The 23,225-nt window shown below is 60.9% G+C and carries 22 protein-coding genes; 17 read left to right on the top strand and 5 right to left on the bottom strand.

The window, feature by feature from the left end; translation table 11 throughout:
- Positions 1 to 115 precede the first annotated feature (115 nt).
- The 9 genes from pdhA (at position 116) to GGQ66_RS05165 (ending at position 8,562) form a co-directional block, all read left to right on the top strand.
- The gene (gene pdhA, locus GGQ66_RS05205; RefSeq protein ID WP_183790131.1) at positions 116 to 1,159 is read left to right on the top strand and encodes a pyruvate dehydrogenase (acetyl-transferring) E1 component subunit alpha; all 1,044 of its coding nucleotides are present in this window, start codon (positions 116 to 118) and stop codon (positions 1,157 to 1,159) included.
- 17 nt (positions 1,160 to 1,176) lie between these two features.
- Positions 1,177 to 2,544: a pyruvate dehydrogenase complex E1 component subunit beta gene (locus tag GGQ66_RS05200; RefSeq protein ID WP_183790129.1), complete on the top strand. Its 1,368-nt coding sequence runs from the start codon at positions 1,177 to 1,179 to the stop codon at positions 2,542 to 2,544.
- Positions 2,545 to 2,557: 13 nt separating this feature from the next.
- Entirely contained in the window at positions 2,558 to 3,901 is a 1,344-nt protein-coding gene (locus tag GGQ66_RS05195; RefSeq protein ID WP_183790127.1) for a pyruvate dehydrogenase complex dihydrolipoamide acetyltransferase, read from the top strand.
- A gap of 15 nt (positions 3,902 to 3,916) precedes the next feature.
- Positions 3,917 to 4,561 carry an SGNH/GDSL hydrolase family protein gene (locus tag GGQ66_RS05190; RefSeq protein ID WP_183790125.1) on the top strand — a complete coding sequence of 215 codons (645 nt, stop codon included), beginning with the start codon at positions 3,917 to 3,919 and terminating at the stop codon, positions 4,559 to 4,561.
- Positions 4,562 to 4,702: 141 nt separating this feature from the next.
- A complete protein-coding gene (lpdA, locus tag GGQ66_RS05185) occupies positions 4,703 to 6,151 on the top strand; it encodes a dihydrolipoyl dehydrogenase (protein WP_183790123.1) in 1,449 nt (482 codons plus the stop codon).
- A gap of 75 nt (positions 6,152 to 6,226) precedes the next feature.
- Positions 6,227 to 6,481 (top strand): GlsB/YeaQ/YmgE family stress response membrane protein, encoded by a 255-nt coding sequence (locus GGQ66_RS05180; RefSeq protein ID WP_183790121.1) that lies wholly within the window; start codon positions 6,227 to 6,229, stop codon positions 6,479 to 6,481.
- A 39-nt stretch (positions 6,482 to 6,520) separates the two neighbouring features.
- Positions 6,521 to 7,492 (top strand): lipoyl synthase, encoded by a 972-nt coding sequence (gene lipA, locus GGQ66_RS05175; protein WP_183790119.1) that lies wholly within the window; start codon positions 6,521 to 6,523, stop codon positions 7,490 to 7,492.
- A 35-nt stretch (positions 7,493 to 7,527) separates the two neighbouring features.
- A complete protein-coding gene (locus tag GGQ66_RS05170) occupies positions 7,528 to 8,091 on the top strand; it encodes a P-loop NTPase family protein (protein WP_183790117.1) in 564 nt (187 codons plus the stop codon).
- 9 nt (positions 8,092 to 8,100) lie between these two features.
- On the top strand, positions 8,101 to 8,562 hold the full coding sequence (locus GGQ66_RS05165; protein WP_183790115.1) for a type II toxin-antitoxin system RatA family toxin: 462 nt from the start codon (positions 8,101 to 8,103) through the stop codon (positions 8,560 to 8,562).
- Here the strand turns inward: GGQ66_RS05165 and GGQ66_RS05160 are convergent.
- Positions 8,538 to 9,053 (bottom strand): CinA family protein, encoded by a 516-nt coding sequence (locus tag GGQ66_RS05160; protein ID WP_183790113.1) that lies wholly within the window; start codon positions 9,051 to 9,053, stop codon positions 8,538 to 8,540. The genes GGQ66_RS05165 and GGQ66_RS05160 overlap by 25 nt on opposite strands.
- A complete protein-coding gene (locus GGQ66_RS05155; RefSeq protein WP_183790111.1) occupies positions 9,050 to 10,255 on the bottom strand; it encodes a bifunctional 2-C-methyl-D-erythritol 4-phosphate cytidylyltransferase/2-C-methyl-D-erythritol 2,4-cyclodiphosphate synthase in 1,206 nt (401 codons plus the stop codon). Before GGQ66_RS05155 ends, GGQ66_RS05160 begins: the two co-directional genes overlap by 4 nt.
- A gap of 147 nt (positions 10,256 to 10,402) precedes the next feature.
- Between GGQ66_RS05155 and dusB the strand changes: the two genes are divergently transcribed.
- From dusB to hflX, 8 genes are all read left to right on the top strand, one after another.
- The gene (gene dusB / locus GGQ66_RS05150) at positions 10,403 to 11,428 is read left to right on the top strand and encodes a tRNA dihydrouridine synthase DusB (protein ID WP_183790349.1); all 1,026 of its coding nucleotides are present in this window, start codon (positions 10,403 to 10,405) and stop codon (positions 11,426 to 11,428) included.
- Positions 11,425 to 12,567, top strand: a complete 1,143-nt coding sequence (locus GGQ66_RS05145; RefSeq protein WP_183790109.1) for a two-component system sensor histidine kinase NtrB — start codon at positions 11,425 to 11,427, stop codon at positions 12,565 to 12,567. Before dusB ends, GGQ66_RS05145 begins: the two co-directional genes overlap by 4 nt.
- Positions 12,564 to 14,015 (top strand): nitrogen regulation protein NR(I), encoded by a 1,452-nt coding sequence (gene ntrC, locus GGQ66_RS05140; protein WP_183790107.1) that lies wholly within the window; start codon positions 12,564 to 12,566, stop codon positions 14,013 to 14,015. Before GGQ66_RS05145 ends, ntrC begins: the two co-directional genes overlap by 4 nt.
- Before the next feature lie 236 nt (positions 14,016 to 14,251).
- Positions 14,252 to 16,525: a sensor histidine kinase NtrY-like gene (locus tag GGQ66_RS05135; RefSeq protein ID WP_183790347.1), complete on the top strand. Its 2,274-nt coding sequence runs from the start codon at positions 14,252 to 14,254 to the stop codon at positions 16,523 to 16,525.
- Positions 16,515 to 17,879 carry a nitrogen assimilation response regulator NtrX gene (gene ntrX, locus GGQ66_RS05130; protein ID WP_183790105.1) on the top strand — a complete coding sequence of 455 codons (1,365 nt, stop codon included), beginning with the start codon at positions 16,515 to 16,517 and terminating at the stop codon, positions 17,877 to 17,879. Before GGQ66_RS05135 ends, ntrX begins: the two co-directional genes overlap by 11 nt.
- A 33-nt stretch (positions 17,880 to 17,912) precedes the next feature.
- Positions 17,913 to 19,289, top strand: coding sequence for a Trk system potassium transporter TrkA (gene trkA / locus GGQ66_RS05125; RefSeq protein ID WP_183790103.1), 1,377 nt, complete (start codon positions 17,913 to 17,915; stop codon positions 19,287 to 19,289).
- 170 nt (positions 19,290 to 19,459) lie between these two features.
- Complete coding sequence (hfq, locus tag GGQ66_RS05120; protein WP_183790101.1) at positions 19,460 to 19,702, top strand: RNA chaperone Hfq; 243 nt, start codon at positions 19,460 to 19,462, stop codon at positions 19,700 to 19,702.
- Between the two features lie 18 nt (positions 19,703 to 19,720).
- Complete coding sequence (gene hflX / locus GGQ66_RS05115) at positions 19,721 to 21,118, top strand: GTPase HflX (protein ID WP_183790099.1); 1,398 nt, start codon at positions 19,721 to 19,723, stop codon at positions 21,116 to 21,118.
- Between the two features lie 7 nt (positions 21,119 to 21,125).
- On the opposite strand, the gene GGQ66_RS05110 is transcribed toward hflX, so the two are convergent.
- From GGQ66_RS05110 to GGQ66_RS05100, 3 genes are read right to left on the bottom strand one after another with little or no spacing between them, the layout of a single operon-like run.
- Positions 21,126 to 21,605 (bottom strand): GNAT family N-acetyltransferase, encoded by a 480-nt coding sequence (locus tag GGQ66_RS05110; protein WP_183790097.1) that lies wholly within the window; start codon positions 21,603 to 21,605, stop codon positions 21,126 to 21,128.
- The gene (mazG, locus tag GGQ66_RS05105) at positions 21,605 to 22,444 is read right to left on the bottom strand and encodes a nucleoside triphosphate pyrophosphohydrolase (protein WP_183790345.1); all 840 of its coding nucleotides are present in this window, start codon (positions 22,442 to 22,444) and stop codon (positions 21,605 to 21,607) included. Before mazG ends, GGQ66_RS05110 begins: the two co-directional genes overlap by 1 nt.
- A gap of 15 nt (positions 22,445 to 22,459) precedes the next feature.
- Positions 22,460 to 23,047 (bottom strand): deaminase, encoded by a 588-nt coding sequence (locus tag GGQ66_RS05100; RefSeq protein ID WP_183790095.1) that lies wholly within the window; start codon positions 23,045 to 23,047, stop codon positions 22,460 to 22,462.
- Positions 23,048 to 23,225: the final 178 nt, after the last annotated feature.

Below are 23,225 nucleotides of genomic sequence, written 5' to 3'. Positions count from 1 at the left end.
ATATTTCAATATCTTATGTGAAATATAAGTTATGCATTTCTGGCATTGCCGAACCGGTTTTTCTTGCTATGTTATGCCCGATGAAATTCACGCAAAAATGTTGAGGGAGGGTTGAATGGCGCCGAGAAAATCCGCGTCCGCTTCCGGTCGCAAGTCCGCCAAGGCGGGTGGCAAGGAATTCACCGTCGGCGCTGTCGCTGACTTCACCAAGGAAGACGATATCTCCGCCTATCGCGAGATGCTGCTCATCCGCCGCTTCGAGGAGAAGGCCGGCCAGCTTTATGGCATGGGCTTTATCGGTGGTTTCTGTCACCTTTACATCGGTCAGGAAGCTGTCGTTGTCGGCATGCAGCTTGCGCTGAAGGAAGGCGATCAGGTCATTACCGGTTACCGCGACCACGGTCACATGCTGGCTGCCGGCATGAGTGCTCGTGGCGTCATGGCCGAGTTGACCGGTCGTCGCGGCGGCCTTTCCAAGGGGAAGGGCGGCTCAATGCACATGTTCTCCAAGGAAAAGCAGTTCTACGGCGGCCACGGCATCGTCGGTGCGCAGGTTTCGCTCGGCACGGGTCTTGCCTTCGCCAACCGCTATCGCGGCAACGACAATGTGTCGCTTGCCTATTTCGGCGATGGTGCGGCCAACCAGGGTCAGGTCTACGAGAGCTTCAACATGGCTGCTCTCTGGAAGCTTCCGGTGATCTACATCATCGAAAACAACCGTTACGCCATGGGCACGTCCGTGTCCCGCGCCTCGGCCCAGACCGATTTCTCGCAGCGCGGCCTTTCCTTCAATATTCCTGGCATTCAGGTCGATGGCATGGATGTTCGCGCTGTCAAGGCTGCTGCCGATGAGGCAACCGCCTGGTGCCGCGCCGGCAAGGGGCCGATCATTCTTGAAATGCTGACCTACCGCTATCGCGGTCACTCCATGTCGGACCCGGCCAAGTACCGTTCCAAGGACGAAGTGCAGAAGATGCGCTCCGAACATGATCCGATCGAACAGGTCAAGGCACGCCTCATCGAAAAGGGCTGGGCCACTGAGGAAGAGCTGAAGCAGATCGACAAGGACGTCCGTGACATCGTCGCCGACAGTGCCGATTTCGCTCAGGCCGATCCGGAGCCGGATGCATCCGAGCTCTACACCGACATTCTGGCCTGATCTGGGGAGGAGACAAGATGACCGTAGAAATTCTCATGCCTGCTCTCTCTCCGACCATGGAAGAGGGTAACCTCGCCAAGTGGCTGAAGAAGGAAGGTGACAAGATCACCGCCGGCGACGTGATCGCCGAAATCGAAACCGACAAGGCGACGATGGAAGTCGAAGCCGTCGATGAAGGTGTTCTCGGCAAGATCCTGATCGCCGCTGGCACGCAGAACGTCAAGGTGAACACGCCTATCGCCGTTCTGCTTCAGGACGGCGAAAGCGCGGCCGATATCGCTGCCCCGAAGGCTGCCGATGCCGCTCCGGCGCCGGTCGCCGCTGCAGCACCTGCTTCCGCACCGGTCCCGGCTGCGCCGAAGGCCGAGGTTCTGGCCGATCCGGCCATTCCCGCCGGCACGGAATTCGTGACGCAGACCGTGCGCGAAGCCCTTCGCGACGCCATGGCTGAAGAAATGCGCCGTGACGACAATGTGTTCGTCATGGGTGAGGAAGTCGCCGAATACCAGGGTGCCTACAAGGTCACGCAGGGCCTGCTGCAGGAATTCGGTTCCCGCCGCGTGGTCGATACGCCGATCACCGAGCACGGTTTTGCCGGTATCGGTGTCGGCGCAGCCTTCACCGGCCTGCGGCCGATCGTGGAGTTTATGACCTTCAACTTCGCCATGCAGGCGATCGACCACATCATCAACTCTGCCGCCAAGACGCTTTATATGTCCGGCGGTCAGATGGGTGCGCCGATCGTGTTCCGTGGCCCGAACGGCGCGGCAGCCCGCGTTGGCGCGCAGCACTCGCAGTGCTATGCGGCATGGTACAGCCAGATTCCAGGCCTCAAGGTCGTCATGCCCTATACGGCTGCCGATTATAAGGGCCTGCTCAAGGCTGCGATCCGCGACCCGAACCCGGTCATCTTCCTTGAAAGCGAAATCCTTTACGGTCAGAGCTTCGAGGTTCCCAAGCTCGATGATTTCGTCCTGCCGATCGGCAAGGCGCGCATTCACCGTTCGGGCAAGGATGTCACCGTCGTATCCTTCGGTATCGGCATGTCCTATGCCATCAAGGCGGTCGCCGAACTGGAGAAGGACGGCATCGACGTCGAGCTGATCGACCTGCGCACCATCCGTCCGATGGACCTGCCCGCGGTGATCGAATCGGTGAAGAAGACCGGTCGCCTCGTCACCGTCGAGGAAGGTTTCCCGCAGTCGTCTGTCGGCACCGAAATTGCCACCCGCATCATGCAGGAAGCATTCGATTATCTCGATGCGCCGATCCTGACGATTGCCGGCAAGGACGTTCCGATGCCCTACGCCGCCAACCTTGAAAAGCTGGCGCTGCCGACCGTGGCCGAAATTGTCGAGGCGGTGAAGACCGTCTGCTACAAGTAAGGGAGGGCTTTCCATGCCCATCAACATTACGATGCCGGCCCTTTCTCCGACGATGGAGGAAGGCAATCTGGCCAAGTGGCTGGTGAAGGAAGGCGACAAGATCGCACCCGGCGACGTGATCGCCGAAATCGAGACCGACAAGGCGACCATGGAAGTGGAAGCCGTGGACGAAGGCACGGTTGCGAAGATCGTCGTCCCCGCTGGCACGGCTGGCGTGAAGGTCAATGCGCTGATCGCCGTTCTCGCCGCCGATGGCGCGGATGTTGCGGCTGCCGCTGCCGGTGAGGCCCCGAAGGCTGTTCCCGCTGCGGCCCCTGCCAAGGTGGATGCACCGGCTGCTGTTGCGGCAGCGCCGGCTCCTGTCGCGCCTGCGGCACCGGCTCCGGCTGTCGCCAAGGGAGAACGCGTTTTCGCCTCGCCGCTGGCGCGTCGTCTTGCCAAGGAGGCGGGCGTCGAGCTTTCGGCGGTTGCCGGTTCCGGCCCGCATGGCCGCGTGGTGAAGGCCGATGTCGAGAAGGCGGTTGCCAGCGGCGTCGCACCGAAGGCCGTCGTTTCGGCTTCTGCCTCTGCGTCGCCGACGTCTACTGCTGCGCCCGTCGCCACGGGCCTGTCCGACGAGGCCGTGCTCAAGCTGTTCGAACAGGGCACTTACGAGCTTCTGCCGCATGACGGCATGCGCCGCGTGATCGCCTCGCGTCTCACCGAATCGCACCAGACGATCCCGTCCTACTTCCTGTCCATCGACGCCGAACTCGATGCTCTCAATGCGCTACGCGTCGAGATCAACAAGGGCGCGCCGATGCGCAAGACGGAACACGGCGATGCGCCGGTGTTCAAGCTTTCCGTCAATGACTTCATCATCAAGGCGCTTGCTCTGGCGCTAAGGGATGTGCCGCTGGCGAATGCTTCGTGGACGTCTTCGGCCCGCGTGCTGCACAAGCATTCGGATGTTGGCGTTGCCGTTGCCATTCCCGATGGCCTGATCACGCCGATCATCCGCAAGGCGGAACTCAAGCCGCTCTCCGTCATCTCCACCGAGATGAAGGACCTCGGCCGCCGTGCCCGCGACAAGAAGCTGAAGCCGGAAGAGTTCCAGGGCGGCACCTCCGCCGTGTCCAACCTCGGCATGTTCGGCGTCTCCAACTTCACCTCGATCATCAACCCGCCGCATGCGTCCATCGTGTCGATTGGTGCGGGTATCGAAAAGCCGGTCGTCAAGAACGGCGAGATCAAGGTGGCGACGGTGATGACGGCTACCTTTGCCTTCGATCATCGCGTGATCGACGGTGCGCTGGGCGCAGAACTCGCATCTGCCTTCAAGCGTTACCTCGAAAAGCCGATGAGCATGCTGGTGTAAGGCCGGAACGCGGTGATGACGAAAACCGTCCTCTGCTATGGCGATAGTCTGACCTGGGGCTTCGATGCCGAAGGGCGGGCTCGCCACGCCTATGAGGATCGCTGGCCGAGTGTCCTGCAACAGGCGCTCGGCGCAGGCGTCAATGTCGTTGCCGAAGGTCTGAATGGCCGTACCACGGCCTATGATGATCATCTGTCGGCGACGGATCGCAACGGCGCGCGACTGTTGCCGTCGGTTCTGCACAGCCATGCGCCGCTCGATCTCGTGGTCGTGATGCTCGGAACCAACGACTTGAAACGCGGGCTCGGCGGGTCCGCCATGCATGCGGTGCGCGGCATGGAGCGTCTGGTGCAGATCATACGCCACCATCCCTGGCCTTTCGGCGAGGAAGAGGTGCCGGAAATCCTGCTCGTTTCCCCGCCGAAGATTTGCGAAACGGCCAATCCTGTGTTTGCGGCGATGTATCAGGGCGCGGTGGAAGAATCTGCGATGCTCGGCGCGCTCTATGGCGATCTCGCTGACGATATCGGCTGCGGCTTCTTCGATGCGGCTTCGGTGAGTGTCACCACTCCCGTCGATGGTGTGCATATGGACGCAGAGAATACGCGGGCGCTCGGGCGTGGCCTGGAGCCTATCGTGAGAATGATGCTCGGCCTTTGAGGCCATCATGCGCCGCGGGGATGCTCCGCGCGGCGTCAATTAGATTTCACGGAAAGAGGATCTGGCAAGGCCGGGCTTCTGTTCCCGCGGGGTGGACCCTGAAGGTGGTCCGCATCCTCGACCTGAAGGAGATGAGGCATTATGGCCGATAACACCTACGACGTCATCATCATCGGTTCCGGCCCCGGCGGCTATGTGACGGCGATCCGTTCGGCGCAGCTCGGGCTGAAGACGGCGGTCGTTGAGCGCGAGCATCTGGGCGGCATCTGCCTCAACTGGGGCTGCATCCCGACCAAGGCGCTGTTGCGTTCGGCGGAAATCCTTGATCACGCCAACCATGCCAAAAGCTATGGTCTGACGCTGGAAGGCAAGATGACGGCGGATGTGAAGGATGTGGTCGCCCGCTCGCGCGGTGTTTCCGCCCGCCTGAACAGCGGTGTCGCCTTCCTGATGAAGAAGAACAAGATCGACGTGATCTGGGGCGAGGCCAAGCTTTCGAAGCCCGGTGAGGTGATCGTCGGCAAGTCGACGAAGCCGGTTGTGCAGCCGCAGAACCCGGTCCCGAAGGGTGTGCTGGGCGAGGGTACTTACAAGGCCAAGCACATCATCGTCGCCACCGGCGCTCGTCCCCGCGCTTTGCCGGGCATCGAGCCGGATGGCAAGCTGATCTGGACCTATTTCGAAGCGATGAAGCCGGACTTCATGCCGAAGTCGCTCGTCGTCATGGGGTCGGGCGCTATCGGTATCGAATTCGCATCCTTCTACCGTTCCATGGGCGTGGATGTGACGGTGGTCGAGCTGATGGACAACATCATGCCGGTCGAAGACGCCGAAATTTCCGGCATCGCCCGCAAGGCGCTTGAAAAGCGCGGCCTCAAGATCATCACCGGCGCCAAGGTGTCGAAAGTGGAGAAGGCTGCAAACTCGATCACGGCCCATGTCGAGACCAAGGACGGCAAGGTTCAGCAGATTACGGCGGATCGCCTGATCTCGGCTGTCGGCGTGCAGGGAAATATCGAAAATCTTGGTCTGGAAGCTCTTGGCATCAAGACGGATCGCGGTTGCATCGTTATCGACGGCTACGGCAAGACCAATGTTCCCGGCATCTACGCCATCGGCGACGTCGCCGGTCCGCCGATGCTCGCCCACAAGGCCGAGCATGAGGGCGTTATCTGCGTGGAGAAGATCGCTGGCCTGCCGCATGTGCATCCGATGGACAAGGGCAAGATTCCGGGCTGCACCTATTGCAACCCGCAGGTTGCCTCGGTCGGCCTCACCGAAGCCAAGGCGAAGGCGGAAGGCCGTGAAATCCGCGTGGGTCGTTATTCCTTCGGTGCCAACGGCAAGGCGATTGCACTCGGTGAGGACAATGGTCTCGTCAAGACGATCTTCGATGCGAAGACCGGTGAGCTTCTCGGCGCCCACATGGTCGGCGCGGAAGTGACCGAACTCATCCAGGGCTTTGTCATCGCCATGAACCTCGAGACGACCGAAGAAGAGCTGATGCACACGGTCTTCCCGCATCCGACACTTTCCGAAATGATGAAGGAAAGTGTGCTGGATGCCTATGGCCGCGTGCTGAACGCCTAAATTTGGAGGGCTCCGTCTGGCGATCAAGCCGGGCGGAGCCTATATTGCAGCGCAGGACAAATTCGGGGTGCTGTAATGGATACGATTCAGATTGGCTGGATTTCCGCGATCATCATCGGTGGTCTGGCAGGATGGTTGGCCGGCAAGTTCATGCAGACGCGGTTCGGCATTTTCATGAATGTCGTTCTCGGTATTGTCGGTTCGGCGGTCGCGACGACGCTTCTGCGCCAGTTCAATGTCGTTCCGGCGGATAGCCGCATGGCCTATTTCGTAACAGGTTTCCTTGGCGCATCGCTTCTGATATTCGTCGCCCGCATCGTCAGGCGATGATAAAAGCTTCCGTCTCTTGGCGGTGAAGGCAGGTTTAAGATGGTCACTATTCTCGACAGAACCGCAGGCCCGGACCCGAAGCGCGTCCGCCACCCGGAAAAGGCGCATCGTCCGGATACGGAAGTCACGCGCAAGCCGGAGTGGATTCGCGTCAAGGCGCCGACGTCGAAGGGCTATGCGGAAACCCGCGAGATCGTTCGGACCAACAAGCTGGTGACAGTTTGTGAGGAAGCCGGTTGCCCGAATATCGGCGGCTGTTGGGAACAGAAGCACGCCACCTTCATGATCATGGGGGAAATCTGTACTCGCGCCTGCGCCTTCTGCAACGTCGCGACCGGCAAGCCGAACCCGCTCGACCCCGATGAGCCACAGAACGTGGCGAACGCCGTCAAGCAGATGGGCCTTAACCACGTCGTCATCACTTCGGTGGACCGCGACGATCTGGAAGACGGCGGCGCCGAACATTTCGAGAAGGTGATCTGGGCGATCCGCGCGGCTTCGCCGACGACGACCATCGAGATCCTGACGCCGGACTTCCTGAAGAAGCCGGGTGCGCTGGAACGTGTCGTGGCTGCCAAGCCCGATGTCTTCAACCACAATCTTGAAACCGTACCGGGCAATTACCTGACGGTGCGTCCAGGCGCGCGTTATTTCCACTCCATCCGCCTTCTACAGCGCGTGAAGGAACTGGACCCGACCATGTTCACCAAGTCCGGCATCATGGTGGGCCTGGGTGAGGAGCGCAACGAAGTGCTCCAGCTCATGGACGATCTGCGCACCGCAGACGTTGATTTCATGACCATCGGTCAATACCTCCAGCCGACGCGCAAGCACCACAAGGTGGAAGCCTTCGTGACGCCGGAAGAGTTCAAATCCTACGAGACGATTGCGTATACCAAGGGCTTCCTGATGGTTGCCTCCAGCCCGCTCACCCGATCCTCGCACCATGCCGGCGACGATTTCGCCAAGCTGAAGGCAGCGCGCGAGGCGAAGCAGGCGGCGGCTCAGTAAGGCGGGTTCGCCCGAGTTAAACGCCGGAGGCCGCGATGAAAGTGGTTTCACTGACGCAAGGCGCTGATTTGCTCGCAGGCTGCGGTCGCGTCAGTGTCATCGGCTGCTCGGGCGGTGGTAAGTCAACCCTGTCGCAAGCGCTCGCGCATCGGCTGCACGCCACCTATCTTTGCATGGATCGCGAATTCTTCTGGCTGCCCGGCTGGGTTCCACGCCCGCGCGACGAGCAGAGGGCGTTGATTGTCGAAGCGGTGAAGCAGGAACGCTGGATCATGGACGGTACAAACCCCTCCGGTTTCGACATTCGCCTGCCGCGTAGCGAGATGGTGATCTGGGTGCGAATGCCCCGCCTTGTGTGCCTGATGGGCGTTCTGCGTCGCTGGTGGGTCTATCGAGGGCAGACGCGGCCGGAAATGACGCCCGGGTGCCCGGAAAAGATCGATGCTGACTTCGTGCGCTACATCTGGAATTTCGAAAAGCGCGACGCACCGATCATTATTGACAAAATAGACGCTTACGGTCGTGATATCCCCGTTCTCGAGCTTAAAAGTAGGCGCGACATGCGCCGCCTTCTTGATCTTCTCAAGGCTTCGTCATAATCCCGCGTCATGCCCCAGTTCGAAACCCGCCGACCCGTTCCGCACACGCCAGAGCAGATGTTCGATCTCGTTGCCGATATCGAGCGCTATCCGCAGTTCCTGCCGCTTTGCGAGGCGCTGACGGTTCGTTCGCGCAAGGAGAGGGATGGCAAGGTGCTGCTGGTTGCCGACATGACGATCGGCTACAAGGCCATCCGCGAGACCTTTACGACACAGGTTCTGCTGAACCGGGCAACGCTGACGATCGACGTGAAGTACATCGACGGGCCGTTCCGCTATCTCGACAATCGCTGGCGGTTCGTGGCGGCGGGCGAGGGCGGCTGCGACGTGCATTTCTTCATCGACTACGAGTTCAAGAACAAGATTCTCGGTTCGATCATGGGGGCGATGTTCGAACGCGCCTTCCGCATGTTTGCGGAGGCCTTCGAAGCCAGGGCCGCAAAGATTTATTCGCCCGATGGTCCCGTCTGAACCACGTCGAGCAGCATTTCGAGCGCCGTCTTCACCGTCGCCAGCCGAATGCCTTCGCGGCCGAGATCGCCGTAACGCATTTCCTGATGAATGACGATATCGGCGATTGATGTCGCCGCGATGTGAACGAGCCCGACCGGCTTTTCTGCGGAACCGCCGCCTGGCCCGGCCACGCCGGTGACGGCTACGGCCAACCGGGTGCCGGCCGTGCGTAGTGCGCCGGTGGCCATTTCGATGGCCGTTTCCCTCGAGACAGCGCCGACGCGGGCGAGCGTCTCGGCCTTGACGCCGATCATCTGCTGTTTGGCCGTGTTGGAATAGGTCACGAAGCCACGATCCACCACGGCGGATGACCCGGCGATCTCCGTCAGCGCGCCGGCAATCAGGCCACCGGTGCAGGACTCGGCGGTTGCAATCGTCAGGCCGCGGGTCGTGAATTCGCGGATGATGCGGGCCGCCAGTGCCTCTATTTCGGCGGGAAAGAGGCTCATTCCGCGCTCCCGAAAACAACGGTTGCGGTGGCGATGGCGGCAATGCCTTCCCGGCGGCCGATGAAGCCGATCTTCTCGTTGGTCGTTGCCTTCACCGAACAGCGATCAACGGAAATGCCCAGGATTTCGGCCAGTTTCTCGCGCATTTCCTCGCGGTGCGGCCCGATCTTCGGCGCTTCGGCGATCAGCGAGACATCGGCGTTCATGATCGTGCCGCCGTTTTCGCGTACCAGCTTCGCGGCGTGTTCGAGGAAGATGCGCGATGCTGCCCCCTTCCATTGCGGGTCGGAGGGCGGGAAGTGATCGCCGATATCGCCGAGGCCCTTGGTGGCCAGCAGCGCGTCGGTCAGCGCGTGGAGCGCCACGTCGGCGTCGGAATGGCCTTTCAGCTTCTGGTCATGTGGAATGAAGATGCCGCAGAGCGTCACCCCATCGCCCGGCTCAAGCTGGTGGACATCGTAACCGTTGCCGGTACGCACATCGGGCAGGGCGGTGCGGGAAAGCGTTTCGTCGGCCATTTCAATGTCCCTCCGGAGGGTCAGTTTGATGTTATCCACAGACCCTTCCGACAGCGTGACAGGCAAGCCCGCCCATTCCGCAATCGAGGCATCGTCGGTAAAGTGTTCGAGGCCCGAGGCCGCCGCGTTTTTGTGCGCGTCAAGGATCGGCTGAAACTCGAAGCTTTGCGGCGTCTGGGCCGCGAAAAGGCCGTCGCGTGACACGGTTTCGGTCACGATCCCAGCTTCGCCACGCTTCAGCGTATCGGTCACCGGCATGACCGGCAATACCGCAACGGCGCCTGCGGCGAGCTTTTCGGCAATGCGATCCAGCAGTGGGGCGTCGAAGAAGGGGCGAACGGCATCATGGATCATCACATGTGTCAGCCCCCGGCCGGCCAGCGCCTTCAGGCCATTGAGAACCGACTGCTGACGCGTCGCGCCACCGATCACGATCGTTACGTTGGGTCCTGTATCCGTTGCGGCCAGCGCCCGTTCGAAATAGGCGCGGTCATCGGCATGAATCACGCAGATGATGGCCTCGGCCCGTCCCCAGGCGGCGAAGCGATTGAGCGTGTGGGTGATGACCGGCTTGTCTCCGATGCGCCGGTATTGCTTCGGTCCCTCGACGGAGCTGCCCGCCCGTTCGCCGCGCCCCGCGGCGACGATAACGATTCCGATTCTGGGGGCCTTATCCCTAGGCATGTCCACCGCTGGCTCCTGAAAGCTTGCATATTTCCACATGCTCTAGCCTCAGAACTATCGCTTTTCCAGCATATGCCCGAAATTTACCACTCACTCTTAAAAGTACTTGGCAAAGTGAATGCGCTTGTCTAAAAATAGTGCAAATGCATTCCTTGCTTGAAAGATAGCCATTTGTCCGCTCAGGATTTATCCACGTCATTTTGCATCGGAAGCGTCGCGATCCGCAACCGGGTTGTGCTGGCGCCGATGTCCGGTGTCACGGATTTACCGTTCCGCCAACTCGCTTGGCGCTTTGGCGCCGGGCTTGTGGTGACGGAGATGGTGGCAAGTCGCGAGTTGGTTGGCAACCGCAATGAATCCTGGGCGCGTCTGAAGGGGGCGGGGCTGCGCCCCCATATGGTTCAGCTTGCCGGTCGCGATCCCCATTACATGGCCGAAGCCGCGCGAATCGCAGCCGGTCAGGGCGCGGAGATCATCGACATCAATATGGGCTGTCCGGCAAAGAAGGTCACGAGCGGCGCGTGCGGCTCGGCGCTGATGCGAGAGCCTGACCATGCGCTGAAAATTGTCGAATCGGTTGTCGCGGCATCTCCTGTGCCGGTAACGTTGAAGATGCGCCTCGGCTGGGACGAGAATTCCCTCAACGCACCCTATCTTGCAAGCCGGGCGGAGCAGGCGGGCGTTCAGGCTGTGATCGTCCATGGACGCACCCGCATGCAGTTCTACGAGGGCAAGGCCGATTGGGACGCGATCCGCGCTGTGCGCGAGGTTGTCTCCGTGCCGCTCATTGCCAATGGCGATGTGGATACCGCCGAAGACTGTGCCGACATTCTCAGACGCTCGGGCGCCGATGCGGTGATGCTGGGCCGGGCCTGTCAAGGACGCCCTTGGCATGCGGGCGTTCTCGCGGGCCATACGGCACCGGAGGCCGGCATGGTTCCGGTGCTGGCTACCGAGCATTATGACGCGATGCTGGATTTTTACGGCGAAGGCCCGGGCCTGCGCCACGCCCGCAAGCATCTCGGATGGTATCTCGATCGCGCCCGCGTGCCGGTGACCGACGAGACGCGCGCTGCCGTTATGACGTCCAGGGACCCCGCCGAGGTCCGAGCCCTGATGACCGCCGCCCTTTCGGCAGGTGCGAATGACGAATCGATGAAAGAAGCCGCATGACCAAAGATTCCACCCATACGGGCCAGTCGCTCGCGATGGCCGTTCTGAACTCGGTTCAGAACCCGGTCATTCTCGTCGACTCGACCGGTCACATCGCATTTGCGAACTGGGAGGCCGAGGCATTTTTCGGTGCGAGTGCGGCGCATCTCGCCCGTTATCGCATTTCCACCTTCATTCCCTTCGGTTCGCCTCTGCTCTCGCTCATCGATCAGGTGCGCGAACGCCGTGCGCCGGTCAACGAATATCGGGTCGATCTGTCGTCGCCACGCCTCGGGCAGGACAAGCTGGTGGACCTTTATGTCGCCCCGGTCGTTTCCGAACCCGGGTCGGTCGTCGTCGTCTTCCAGGAACGTTCCATGGCCGACAAGATCGACCGGCAGTTGACCCACCGCGCCGCTGCGCGCTCCGTCACCGGTCTGGCCTCGATGCTGGCGCATGAGATCAAGAATCCGCTGTCCGGCATTCGCGGCGCGGCCCAGCTTCTCGAAAGCTCAGTGCCGGATGACGACAGGGCGCTGACCCGCCTCATCTGCGACGAGACGGACCGCATCGTCTCGCTGGTGGATCGCATGGAAGTCTTTTCAGACGAGCGGCCGGTGGACCGCGCGCCGGTCAACATTCATTCCGTGCTTGACCATGTGAAGGCGGTGGCGCAGGCCGGCTTTGCCCGCAACATCAAGATCACCGAGAACTACGATCCCTCGCTGCCTCCCATCCACGCCAATCGCGACCAGATGATCCAGGTCTTCCTCAATCTGGTAAAGAACGCGGCGGAAGCGGTGGGCGATGCGCCGGATGGCGAGATCCAGTTGACCACGGCCTATCGGCCGGGCATGCGCCTGTCGGTGGCCGGTTCGCGCGAGAAAATCTCGCTGCCGCTGGAGTTTTGCGTGCACGACAACGGACCGGGGGTTCCTTCCGATCTGCTGCCGCATCTTTTTGATCCCTTCATCACAACCAAGACCAACGGGTCCGGCCTCGGCCTGGCCCTGGTTGCCAAGATCATCGGCGGCCATGGCGGCATCATCGAATGTGACAGCCAGAGCCGTCGAACGACGTTCCGGGTCCTCATGCCGGTTTCCAAGGAAATCGCGCCCGAAAACGTCATCGCCACCAGCGAGACAGGAAGCACTCGATGACCGCTACCATTCTTGTCGCAGATGACGACGCCGCCATCCGCACCGTTCTCAATCAGGCGCTGTCGCGTGCCGGCTATGAGGTGCGCATCACCTCCAACGCCGCGACGCTCTGGCGTTGGATCGCCGCCGGTGAGGGCGATCTGGTCGTGACCGACGTGGTGATGCCGGACGAGAACGCCTTCGATCTCCTGCCACGCATCAAGAAGGCAAGGCCGGATCTGCCGGTGCTGGTCATGAGCGCGCAAAATACCTTCATGACGGCCATCAAGGCTTCGGAAAAGGGCGCTTATGACTATCTGCCGAAGCCTTTCGACCTGACGGAGCTGATCGCGATCATCGGTCGTGCGCTGGCCGAGCCGAAGCGCAAGCCCGCCCGTCTCGATGACGACATGCAGGATGGCATGCCGCTGGTCGGCCGCTCCGCCGCCATGCAGGAAATCTATCGCGTTCTCGCCCGGCTCATGCAGACGGACCTGACGCTGATGATTACCGGTGAAAGCGGTACCGGCAAGGAACTCGTGGCCCGCGCGCTGCATGATTACGGCAAGCGCCGCAATGGCCCCTTCGTCGCCATCAACATGGCCGCCATTCCGCGCGATCTCATCGAATCCGAACTGTTCGGCCATGAAAAGGGTGCCTTCACCGGCGCGCAGAGCCGTTCCACGGGCCGCTTCGAGCAGGCTGAAGGTGGCACCCTGTTCCTCGACGAAATCGGTGACATGCCGATGGATGCCCAGACACGTCTTCTTCGCGTTTTGCAGCAAGGCGAATATACGACGGTTGGCGGCCGCACGCCCATCCGCACCGACGTCCGCATCGTGGCAGCGACAAACAAGGACCTGAAGCATTCGATCAATCAGGGCCTTTTCCGTGAAGACCTCTACTACCGCCTGAATGTCGTGCCGCTGCGCCTGCCGCCGCTGCGCGACCGCGCGGAAGACATTCCCGATCTCGTCCGCCATTTCATCCAGCAGGGTGAGAAGGAGGGGCTTGGCACCAAGCGCTTCGATGTCGAGGCGCTGGAAATGATGAAGGCTTATGCCTGGCCGGGTAACGTGCGCGAGCTGGAAAACCTCGTGCGCCGCCTGATGGCGCTTTACCCGCAGGATGTCATCACCCGTGAAATCATCGAGCAGGAACTGCGCTCCGACGTGCCGGACAGTCCGATCGAAAAGGGCGGTGTCCGCTCCGGCGCGATGACCATCGCGCAGGCGGTTGAGGAGAATATGCGCACCTATTTCGCCTCCTTTGGCGATCAGTTGCCGCCGCCCGGCCTTTACGACCGTGTTCTGACCGAGATGGAATATCCGCTTATTCTGGCGGCACTTACGGCTACGCGCGGTAACCAGATCAAAGCCGCCGACTTGCTTGGTCTGAACCGGAACACGCTGCGCAAGAAGATTCGCGAACTCGGTGTCTCGGTGTACCGCTCTTCCCGTAGCGCTTGACAAGCGCCGACGGGCCGTTGCATTTTCGCCACAATGCGTTGTTTTAACGACACGGGCTGCCTGATTCACGACGCGTGAATAAAGCAGGCTGTGGCCGGCTGCCGTTCAGGCGTTGGCGATGTGGCGGTTTTCCGGCCCGCAGATACGGGGCCGAGAGGTCTATGACAGAAATGGTTGCGCCGCCTCCGATGCTTCGGGTCGGGGCGGGTGGCGCAAGCGGGGGATTTGCGGGCATGATGACCGGCACGGTTGAGCCGATCGAGGAAAACGAACCGGAAGGTTCGCTGATCCAGGATCGACGTTCCGCATTTTCGCTGCCGGGCCTTGTGCTGGCCGCTGGCGCGCTGATCTGCGCCATGCTCACCCTGTTCGTGCTTCTGGGCTACACGCCGATCTCTCCGACGACGAATGTCGTCATCGCTTCCGCCATTCTGAACTCCCTGTTTGTTCTGGGGCTGATCTATCAGGTGGTGCGCGAGGTCGCACGACTGGTGAAGGCGCGTTCGCGCGGGCGTGCTGCCGCTGGCCTCCATGTTCGCATCGTCGGTCTGTTTTCCGTCGTTGCCATTGCCCCGGCGATCATCATCGCCATTTTCGCTTCCATCACGCTGTCGGCCGGGCTGGATCGCTGGTTCTCCATTCGCACCCAATCCATCGTCCAGTCGTCCATGAATGTGGCCCAGGCCTACATGATGGAAAATGCGAGCTATCTGCAGGGGCAGACGATCTCCATGTCCAACGATCTGGAGCGCAGCCGCTCGCTGTTCTACCTTGATCGTACAGGATTTACGGACCTGATGACGCGCCAGGCGCGCGGGCGAGGTCTGCTGGGCGCCTTCCTCGTTCGTGATGACGGCTCGACCATCATTGCAGCCGACATCAAGATGGACAAGCCGCTGCCGGAAATCCCGAAGAATGCGCTGGAATCCTCGGCGGCTGGCCAGCCGACGCTCATTCCGCCGGGGGTAACGAACCTCGTCGGCGCCATCATCAAGATCGACACGATCCCCGGCGCCTTCCTCTACACCATCCGGGCGGTTGATCCGAAGGTGATGGCCGCAATGCGGCTGATGGAGGAAAATACCGCCGAATACAAGAACATGGAGGCTGGGCGCACCTCGCTTCAGGTGGCCTTCGCCGTGCTCTATCTCGGCTTTGCGCTGATTGTTCTGCTCGCCGCCATCTGGGCCGCGATTGCCGTGGCCGATCGGATCGTGCGGCCCATCCGGCTGCTGATTGCCGCCGCCGACAGTGTTGCCTCGGGCAATCTCGATGTCGTCGTGCCCGTGCGAGCGGTTGATGGTGACGTCGGTAGCCTGTCGCGAACCTTCAACAAGATGATTTCGGAGATCCGCAGCCAGCAAAACGAGATTCTGGTGGCCAAGGACGAGGTGGATGACCGCCGTCGCTTCATCGAAGCCGTGCTTTCGGGCGTGACCGCCGCCGTGATCGGCGTCGAGGCCGACGGGCGTATTTCCATCGTCAATCCTTCGGCCGAATTCTTCCTCGGCCTGCCGGCAGAAAAGCTCGTCGGTGCGCGGCTTGCAGAGATCGCCGGTGAACTGGATCAGGTGCTGAGCGAGGCCGCTTCGCGTTCACGCAGCGACTTCCGCAAGCAGATCAACATGATGCGCAATGGCGTCGAGCGCACGCTCTCCGTACAGGTGACGCGTGAGGAGGCCCATGGCGGCGCCGAATCCCACGTGCTGACTCTGGACGACATTACCGATCTCGTGATTGCCCAGCGCTCGACCGCCTGGGCGGATGTCGCGCGCCGCATCGCCCATGAAATCAAGAACCCGCTGACGCCGATCCAGCTTTCTGCCGAGCGCCTAAAGCGCCGCTTCGGCAAGATGGTGCCGGACGAGGACCGCAAGGTTTTTGATCAGTGTACCGATACGATCGTGCGGCAGGTGGGTGATATCGGACGCATGGTCGATGAATTCTCATCTTTCGCCCGAATGCCGAAGCCGGTGAAGGAATGTGCGGACCTGCGCGACATCGTTCGCGACGCCGTCTTCCTGCGCGAGATGGGCACGGCCCACATCACCTTCACCAAGGATCTGGGCGACAACCGCCTCGAAGGGCTGTTCGACGCCCGCATGCTGTCGCAGGCGTTCGGAAATCTCATCAAGAATGCTGTGGAAGCCATTGAAGCCGTGCCGGCGGACGAACGTCCGGCAGAGGGCAAGGTGATGGCTCGCGCCGTCTTCGACGCGCAGCACGACCGTTTCGTGGTCGATATCATTGACAACGGCCGCGGCCTGCCGACGGAAAACCGGCACCGCATCCTCGAACCCTACATCACGATGCGCGAGAAAGGCACCGGTCTCGGTCTCGCCATCGTCAAGAAAATTATCGAAGAACATGGCGGAATCCTCGAGCTGCATGATGCGCCGTCCGATTTCGACCACGGCAGAGGCGCCATGATCCGGGTGCTGTTACCGCGCCCGGCGGTGGTGGAAGCCTCTTCCGGCGAGCATGACAAGGAAGTTGCGCATGGCGTCTGATATTCTGGTTGTTGACGACGAAGCGGACATTCGGGACATCGTTTCCGGCATCCTGTCCGATGAAGGGCATGAGACGCGTACGGCCCACGATGCCGATAGCGCTTTGGCTGCCATTTCTGACCGCGTGCCGCGGTTGATTTTCCTCGATATCTGGATGCAGGGCAGCCGTCTTGACGGGCTGGCGCTGCTCGATGAGGTACGAAACCGCCATCCGGAATTGCCGGTGGTGATGATCTCCGGTCACGGCAACATCGAAACGGCCGTGTCCGCCATCAAGCGTGGCGCGTTCGATTTTATCGAAAAGCCCTTCAAGGCCGACCGCCTTATCCTGATCGCAGAGCGGGCGCTGGAAAATTCCAAGCTGAAGCGTGAGGTTTCCGAGCTGAAGAAGCGAGCCGGCGATACCGGTGAACTGATCGGCACATCCGTCGCGGTCTCCCAGCTTCGTCAGGTGATCGACAAGGTCGCTCCCACCAACAGCCGCGTCATGATCCTCGGCCCCTCGGGGTCGGGCAAGGAAACGGTCGCCCGTCTCATTCACAAGAAGTCGTCGCGTTCGGGCGGCCCGTTCGTGGCGCTCAATGCTGCGGCCATCACACCCGACCGCATGGAAATGGCGCTCTTCGGCACGGAAGGTACGCCCGGCCAGCCACGCCGTATCGGTGCGCTGGAAGAGGCCCATCGCGGCATTCTCTACCTCGATGAAATTGGTGAGATGCCGCGCGAGACGCAGAACAAGATCCTGCGCGTGCTGGTCGATCAGCAATTCGAGCGCGTTGGTGGCTCAAAGCGGGTGAAGGTGGATGTGCGTATCATTTCCTCCACCGCCTACAATCTGGAAAGCCTGATTGCCGGCGGCACGTTCCGGGAAGATCTCTATCATCGTCTTGCCGTGGTGCCGGTGCGGGTGCCGCCTCTGGCGGAGCGGCGCGAGGACATTCCCTTTCTGATCGACCTTTTCATGCGGCAGGTGGCCGAACAGGCCGGTATTCGCCCGCGCAAGATCGCCGACGACGCGCTGGCCGTTCTGCAGGCCAACGACTGGCCGGGCAATATCCGCCAGCTTCGCAACAACATCGAACGCCTTCTCATTCTGGCGCGCGGCGATGGGCCTGATACCCCGATCACGGCGGATATGCTGCCCACCGATCTCGGCGACATGCTGCCCAAGGTTTCCGCTCACAATGATTATCACATCATGACCTTGCCCTTGCGCGAGGCGCGTGAAATGTTTGAGCGCGACTACCTGATCGCCCAGATCAACCGCTTCGGGGGCAACATCTCCCGCACGGCGGAATTTGTCGGGATGGAACGCTCGGCCTTGCATCGCAAGCTGAAGTCTCTCGGCGTCTGATTTGGGTCTGGTGTCGCGGGGGGAAGCAAAAGCATGAAGATCATCATCTGCGGAGCCGGCCAGGTCGGCTATGGTATCGCCGAGCGTCTGGCGCAGGAAGACAATGATGTGTCCGTCATCGACACCTCGGCGTCACTGGTAGCGGCGATTTCCGACAAGCTGGATGTACGCGGCTATGTGGGGCACGGCGCCCACCCGGATGTGCTGGCGCGTGCCGGCGCCGAGCAAGCCGACATGATCATTGCCGTGACGCTTTACGACGAGATCAACATCACCGCCTGCCAGGTGGCGCACTCGCTTTTCAACGTGCCGGTGAAGATCGCGCGCATTCGTGCCCAGCAATATCTCCAGCCGGAATATTCCGACCTGTTCAGCCGTGAAAACCTGCCGATCGATGTGGCGATTTCGCCGGAGATCGAGGTGGGCAAGATGGTGCTGCGCCGCATTTCCTTCCCCGGCGCGGAAGATGTGTTCCGCTTCGCCGACGATGCGATCTCGATGATTGCCATCGAGTGCATGGCGGATTGCCCCGTCGTCAACACGCCGCTGAAGCAGTTGTCGCAGCTTTTCCCGGATCTCGTGGCGACGGTCGTCGGTGTCTATCGCAACGGCAAGCTGCTAATCGCCGATTCCAGCGAACAGCTCGATGTGGGCGATCTCGCCTATGTCATCTGCCAGCGTGAGCACGTGCGCCGCACGCTCGGGCTCTTCGGCCACGATGAGCAGGCGGCGAGCCGCATTGTGATTGCGGGTGGCGGCAATATTGGCCAGTATGTGGCCCGCAATATCGAACTGCTGCAACCGAAGACGCGGGTGAAGATCATCGAGTCCGAGCGCCCGCGTGCCGTGGCGCTGTCGGAAGAACTGAACCATACGATCGTTCTCAACGGCTCCGCCCTCGATCAGGCCATGCTGAACCAGGCCGATATCGCCGATACCGAGCTGATGGTGTCGCTGACCAACAGTGATCAGATCAACATTCTTTCCTCGGTCATGGCCAAGCAGAGCGGCTGCAAGAGCGCGCTGGCGCTCATCAACAACACCGCATTGCAGGAGATGGTGGAAACGCTCGGTATCGATGCCTATATCAATCCGCGTGCCGTCACGATCTCGCGTGTTCTCCAGCATGTCCGCAAGGGGCGCATCCGCTCGGTCTATGCGGTGCAGCAGGGTGCGGGCGAAGTGATCGAAGCGGAAGCGCTGGAAACATCGCCGCTGGTCGGCAAGCCGATCCGCGATCTCGATCTGCCGGAAGGGGTGCGCATCGGCGCCGTCTACCGGGCGGGAACGGTTCTGCGTCCGGATGGCGACTTTCGGGTGAAGGCGAAGGATCGGGTGGTTCTGCTCGCCACAGCGGCGGCAGTGCGCCATGTGGAACAGCTATTCCGTGTATCGATTCAGTACTTCTGATGCCTTTTCGCGGGGGCGTACCGCTCGGGCCGTTTTCGTCGTTGCGAAAAAGCAACTGATTTGATACCACAATCCGGGATCATGGGACGAGGAATTCCCAAAAATCTACAAGCAATAGAGTTGTTATAAACACCGGCCATTTTGCCGGCAAAAAAGAAAGAAGCGGCGCCATGGCGGAACGTTCTCAGAATTTGCAGGATCTTTTTCTCAATACTGTTCGCAAGCAAAAGATTTCGCTCACTATCTTCCTCATCAACGGTGTCAAGTTGACGGGCGTTGTTACGTCCTTCGACAATTTCTGTGTCCTGTTGCGCAGGGATGGACACTCTCAGCTTGTTTACAAGCACGCCATCTCGACCATCATGCCGGGCCAGCCGATGCAGATGTTCGAGAGCGAAGAACAATCCTCGTGAAAGGCATAGACGTAAGTCATGCGTGAACCCATAGGCGGATCAGTCGTTCCGGACGAGCCAAAGCGGCGGGACGATAATCGCGCCGTTGTCATCGTTCCCGTCTTGAAACAGGGGCGTAGCAAGTCTGCTGCCTCTGCGTCAACCGAGCCCTTGCCGCCCACGCGCTCCAGCGAGAGCCGCCTGGAGGAAGCCAAGGGACTTGCGCTCGCAATCGATCTCGAAATCGTCGAAGGCCTGATTGTCGCCGTCAATGATCCGCGGCCGGCGACCCTGATGGGCACAGGCAAGATCGATGAAGTGACGCGCATTCTCGATGAGAAGGATGCGGGGCTCGTGATCTTCGATCACCCGCTGACGCCGGTGCAGCAGCGCAATCTCGAGCGCGCCTGGAATGCCAAGGTGATCGACCGCACGGGTCTCATTCTTGAAATCTTCGGTCGCCGTGCTTCCACCAAGGAAGGCACGCTGCAGGTCGAACTGGCGCATCTGAATTACCAGAAGGGCCGGCTGGTTCGAAGCTGGACCCACCTTGAACGCCAGCGCGGTGGCGCGGGCTTCATGGGCGGTCCGGGTGAAACCCAGATCGAAGCGGACCGTCGCCTGCTCCAGGAACGCATCGTGCGGCTGGAGCGCGAACTGGAGCAGGTTGTGCGAACCCGCCAGCTTCACCGCGCCAAGCGCCGCAAGGTGCCACATCCGATCGTGGCGCTGGTAGGTTACACCAACGCCGGCAAATCGACGCTGTTCAACCGCATTACCGGTGCTGGCGTTCTGGCCGAGGACATGCTGTTCGCAACGCTCGATCCGACGCTGCGCCGCATGAAACTGCCGCATGGCCGCACCGTGATCCTTTCGGATACGGTGGGCTTTATCTCCGATCTGCCGACCCACCTCGTGGCCGCCTTCCGCGCCACGCTGGAAGAGGTGCTGGAGGCCGACCTCGTGCTGCATGTGCGCGATATGTCCGACCCCGACAATGCCGCGCAGGCGGCGGATGTGCTGCGCATCCTCGCTGACCTCGGCATCGAGGGCAAGGAAGCAGACGAACGCATTCTGGAAGTCTGGAACAAGATGGATCGGCTCGATCCGGAACGCCACGACGCTATCGCTAGCAAGGCGGCGGGACGAAAGAACGTGATGGCGGTCTCGGCGCTTTCGGGCGAGGGCGTACCGGAACTTCTTGAGGAAATCGCCACGCGGCTTTCCGGTGTTCTCACGGAGGTAACGGTGGTTCTTCCGCCGGAAAAGCTTGGGCTTCTCTCCTGGGTTTACGACGCGACCGTCGTCGATGGCCGCGAGGATCTGGAAGACGGTTCCGTCAGCCTCGATTTGCGCCTGTCCGGCGAACAGGCGACCGAACTGGAGCGTAAGCTCGGCATTGGTCCGAAGCCGGAAAAGGAAGACTGGGAGCGGTGAGCGCTGCTCACTTTTCCTGGTCGATCCGGAAAATATTGAGATCGGCAACGCCGGTCTCAATCAGACGCCAGCCTTTTTCGGCGTAAAATCCCGAATTTCCCGCTGTTGCGCCAAGATAAAGGCTTTCGAAGCCGAGCGACCACGCGGCTTGCGTCGCTGCGTCCACAAGCGCCGAACCGATGCCGGAGCCACGGTGTTCAACATCGACCCACAGCGCCGCGAGCCACGGTGTGTATTGGGGACGTTCATCCATGTCGCTGGCGATAATCGATACCGTGCCCATGAACACGGTTTCCCGATGAGCGACCAGGCCAAGCGGGATTGCGTCTGTCAGCAGGTTTTCCGCAACCCGGCCTTCGATGTAGCTGAGGGGAATGTTTTCCTCCCGCCACCATGCATTCCAGATACGGTTTGCCACCACGGTGGCAAAGTCCGGTCGCTCCCGCAGATTGGAGATAGAGAAAATTGACTTGTCCAATCGTGTCATTAGGCGCCGCCGTCAGGGCGCTCTGCGATCTTCGCCGCTTGCCACAGCGTCTCCATTTCATCCAGCGTAGCATCTGACAGCGAGATGCCGTTGTCGCTGAGTGTCTTTTCGATATAGCTGAAACGTCTGCGGAATTTTGTATTCGTGCCGCGCAGGGCATCTTCGGGGTCGGCCTTCACGTGGCGGCCGACATTGGCGACCGCAAAGATGAGGTCACCCAGTTCGTCGGAAATACGCGCCTTGTTGCCGCTGGCCAGGGCGACCCGGAACTCGGCAATCTCTTCTTCTATCTTGTCAAGGATCGGCTCGGGATCGGCCCAGTCGAAGCCGACCTTTGCGGCCTGTTCCTGAAGCTTCAGGGCTTCCATGAGGGCCGGAAACGCACGGGGCACGGAGCCCAGATGGCCAGCCTTGAAGGTTTCTTCACCGCCCAGACGTGCGCGCCGTTCTGCGCGTTCGGCCTTCTCCTGCTTCTTGATTTCGTCCCACTGCACCTTCACCTTGTCGGGCGTATCGGCATCGGAGCGGGCGAAGACATGCGGGTGGCGGCGGATCATCTTGCGCGTCACGGCCTCGACCACATCGCCAAAGGAAAACTGCCCGGCCTCCTCTGCCATGCGCGCGTGGAAGACGACCTGCAAAAGCAGATCGCCCAGTTCCTCGCAGAGATCGCCCATGTCGTTGCGCTCGATGGCGTCGGCGACCTCGTAGGCTTCCTCGATCGTATAGGGCTTGATCGAGGCGAAATCCTGCTCGATGTCCCAGGGGCAGCCGGTTTCAGGGTTGCGCAGGCGCGCCATGATTTCGATCAGGCGCGCAATATCCCTCGACGGTTCCATCGTGGTCATCTTTCGTCAGTTCAGCGGAATGGCGTTGTCGTCCTTGGTGGACTGGTAGGTGTCCGAAAGGCCGGCATAAGTTGCGTTGATGCGATCCCATTGCGCCTGCATCTGTTCCTTTGCCGGTTCGTCGGCGACGGCCACGAGATCGGCCAGCGCGAAGGCGTTCCAGAAAGCGTTTTTGCGACGATAGCCGCCGGGTTCAAGGCCGAACACTTCCTTGAGGATTTTCAGGTCGTGCGGAATGGCGAAGGCATCGCGGCTGTCTTCGTGGCTGAAGAAATAATAGAAATTATCGAATCCGGCCCAGGTGATCGCCGACATGCACATGGTGCAGGGTTCGTGCGTCGAAAGAAAGATCAAGTCCTTCGTGTCCGGCTTTTCACCGAGTTCGTAGAAGCGTTTCAGCGTGTGCACTTCACCATGCCAGAGCGGATTTTCCAGCTCGTTGTTGGTTTCGGCAACAACCAGCGAGAGGTCTGATTTGCGTAGGATGGCGGCGCCGAAGACCTTGTTGCCGAGCGCGACGCCCTTCGCAGTCAGGGGTAGAATGTCCTTTTCGATGACGTCGAGCAGGCGGGCGGCAATCTTGGTATCGGCCATGGGATTCTCTTGTTCTGGAATAGGTTTTCTTGAGCCGCACAACACGACCAAATTCACGGCCTGTCAACGCCGCTTTCGGCGCAACGCACATTGCAGATATCACGTCATGGAGAGATTTTTTCCCATTAAGGGCAAACCGGGAAAAGAAATACCCTCTTCCCCGCGCGGGCGGATTTCC

The organism is Allorhizobium borbori (assembly GCF_014196535.1).
Lineage (GTDB): Bacteria > Pseudomonadota > Alphaproteobacteria > Rhizobiales > Rhizobiaceae > Ectorhizobium > Ectorhizobium borbori.
This window is presented reverse-complemented; position numbering and strand designations above follow the sequence as displayed.

Excerpts from the sequence above, each read along its gene's own strand:
- pdhA (WP_183790131.1), top strand. The coding sequence starts at position 116 with ATGGCGCCGAGAAAATCCGCGTCCGCTTCCGGTCGCAAGTCCGCCAAG.
- GGQ66_RS05200 (WP_183790129.1), top strand. The coding sequence starts at position 1,177 with ATGACCGTAGAAATTCTCATGCCTGCTCTCTCTCCGACCATGGAAGAG.
- GGQ66_RS05195 (WP_183790127.1), top strand. The coding sequence starts at position 2,558 with ATGCCCATCAACATTACGATGCCGGCCCTTTCTCCGACGATGGAGGAA.
- GGQ66_RS05190 (WP_183790125.1), top strand. The coding sequence starts at position 3,917 with ATGACGAAAACCGTCCTCTGCTATGGCGATAGTCTGACCTGGGGCTTC.
- lpdA (WP_183790123.1), top strand. The coding sequence starts at position 4,703 with ATGGCCGATAACACCTACGACGTCATCATCATCGGTTCCGGCCCCGGC.
- GGQ66_RS05180 (WP_183790121.1), top strand. The coding sequence starts at position 6,227 with ATGGATACGATTCAGATTGGCTGGATTTCCGCGATCATCATCGGTGGT.
- lipA (WP_183790119.1), top strand. The coding sequence starts at position 6,521 with ATGGTCACTATTCTCGACAGAACCGCAGGCCCGGACCCGAAGCGCGTC.
- GGQ66_RS05170 (WP_183790117.1), top strand. The coding sequence starts at position 7,528 with ATGAAAGTGGTTTCACTGACGCAAGGCGCTGATTTGCTCGCAGGCTGC.
- GGQ66_RS05165 (WP_183790115.1), top strand. The coding sequence starts at position 8,101 with ATGCCCCAGTTCGAAACCCGCCGACCCGTTCCGCACACGCCAGAGCAG.
- GGQ66_RS05160 (WP_183790113.1), bottom strand. The coding sequence starts at position 9,053 with ATGAGCCTCTTTCCCGCCGAAATAGAGGCACTGGCGGCCCGCATCATC.
- GGQ66_RS05155 (WP_183790111.1), bottom strand. The coding sequence starts at position 10,255 with ATGCCTAGGGATAAGGCCCCCAGAATCGGAATCGTTATCGTCGCCGCG.
- GGQ66_RS05145 (WP_183790109.1), top strand. The coding sequence starts at position 11,425 with ATGACCAAAGATTCCACCCATACGGGCCAGTCGCTCGCGATGGCCGTT.
- ntrC (WP_183790107.1), top strand. The coding sequence starts at position 12,564 with ATGACCGCTACCATTCTTGTCGCAGATGACGACGCCGCCATCCGCACC.
- GGQ66_RS05135 (WP_183790347.1), top strand. The coding sequence starts at position 14,252 with ATGACCGGCACGGTTGAGCCGATCGAGGAAAACGAACCGGAAGGTTCG.
- ntrX (WP_183790105.1), top strand. The coding sequence starts at position 16,515 with ATGGCGTCTGATATTCTGGTTGTTGACGACGAAGCGGACATTCGGGAC.
- trkA (WP_183790103.1), top strand. The coding sequence starts at position 17,913 with ATGAAGATCATCATCTGCGGAGCCGGCCAGGTCGGCTATGGTATCGCC.
- hfq (WP_183790101.1), top strand. The coding sequence starts at position 19,460 with ATGGCGGAACGTTCTCAGAATTTGCAGGATCTTTTTCTCAATACTGTT.
- hflX (WP_183790099.1), top strand. The coding sequence starts at position 19,721 with ATGCGTGAACCCATAGGCGGATCAGTCGTTCCGGACGAGCCAAAGCGG.
- GGQ66_RS05110 (WP_183790097.1), bottom strand. The coding sequence starts at position 21,605 with ATGACACGATTGGACAAGTCAATTTTCTCTATCTCCAATCTGCGGGAG.
- mazG (WP_183790345.1), bottom strand. The coding sequence starts at position 22,444 with ATGGAACCGTCGAGGGATATTGCGCGCCTGATCGAAATCATGGCGCGC.
- GGQ66_RS05100 (WP_183790095.1), bottom strand. The coding sequence starts at position 23,047 with ATGGCCGATACCAAGATTGCCGCCCGCCTGCTCGACGTCATCGAAAAG.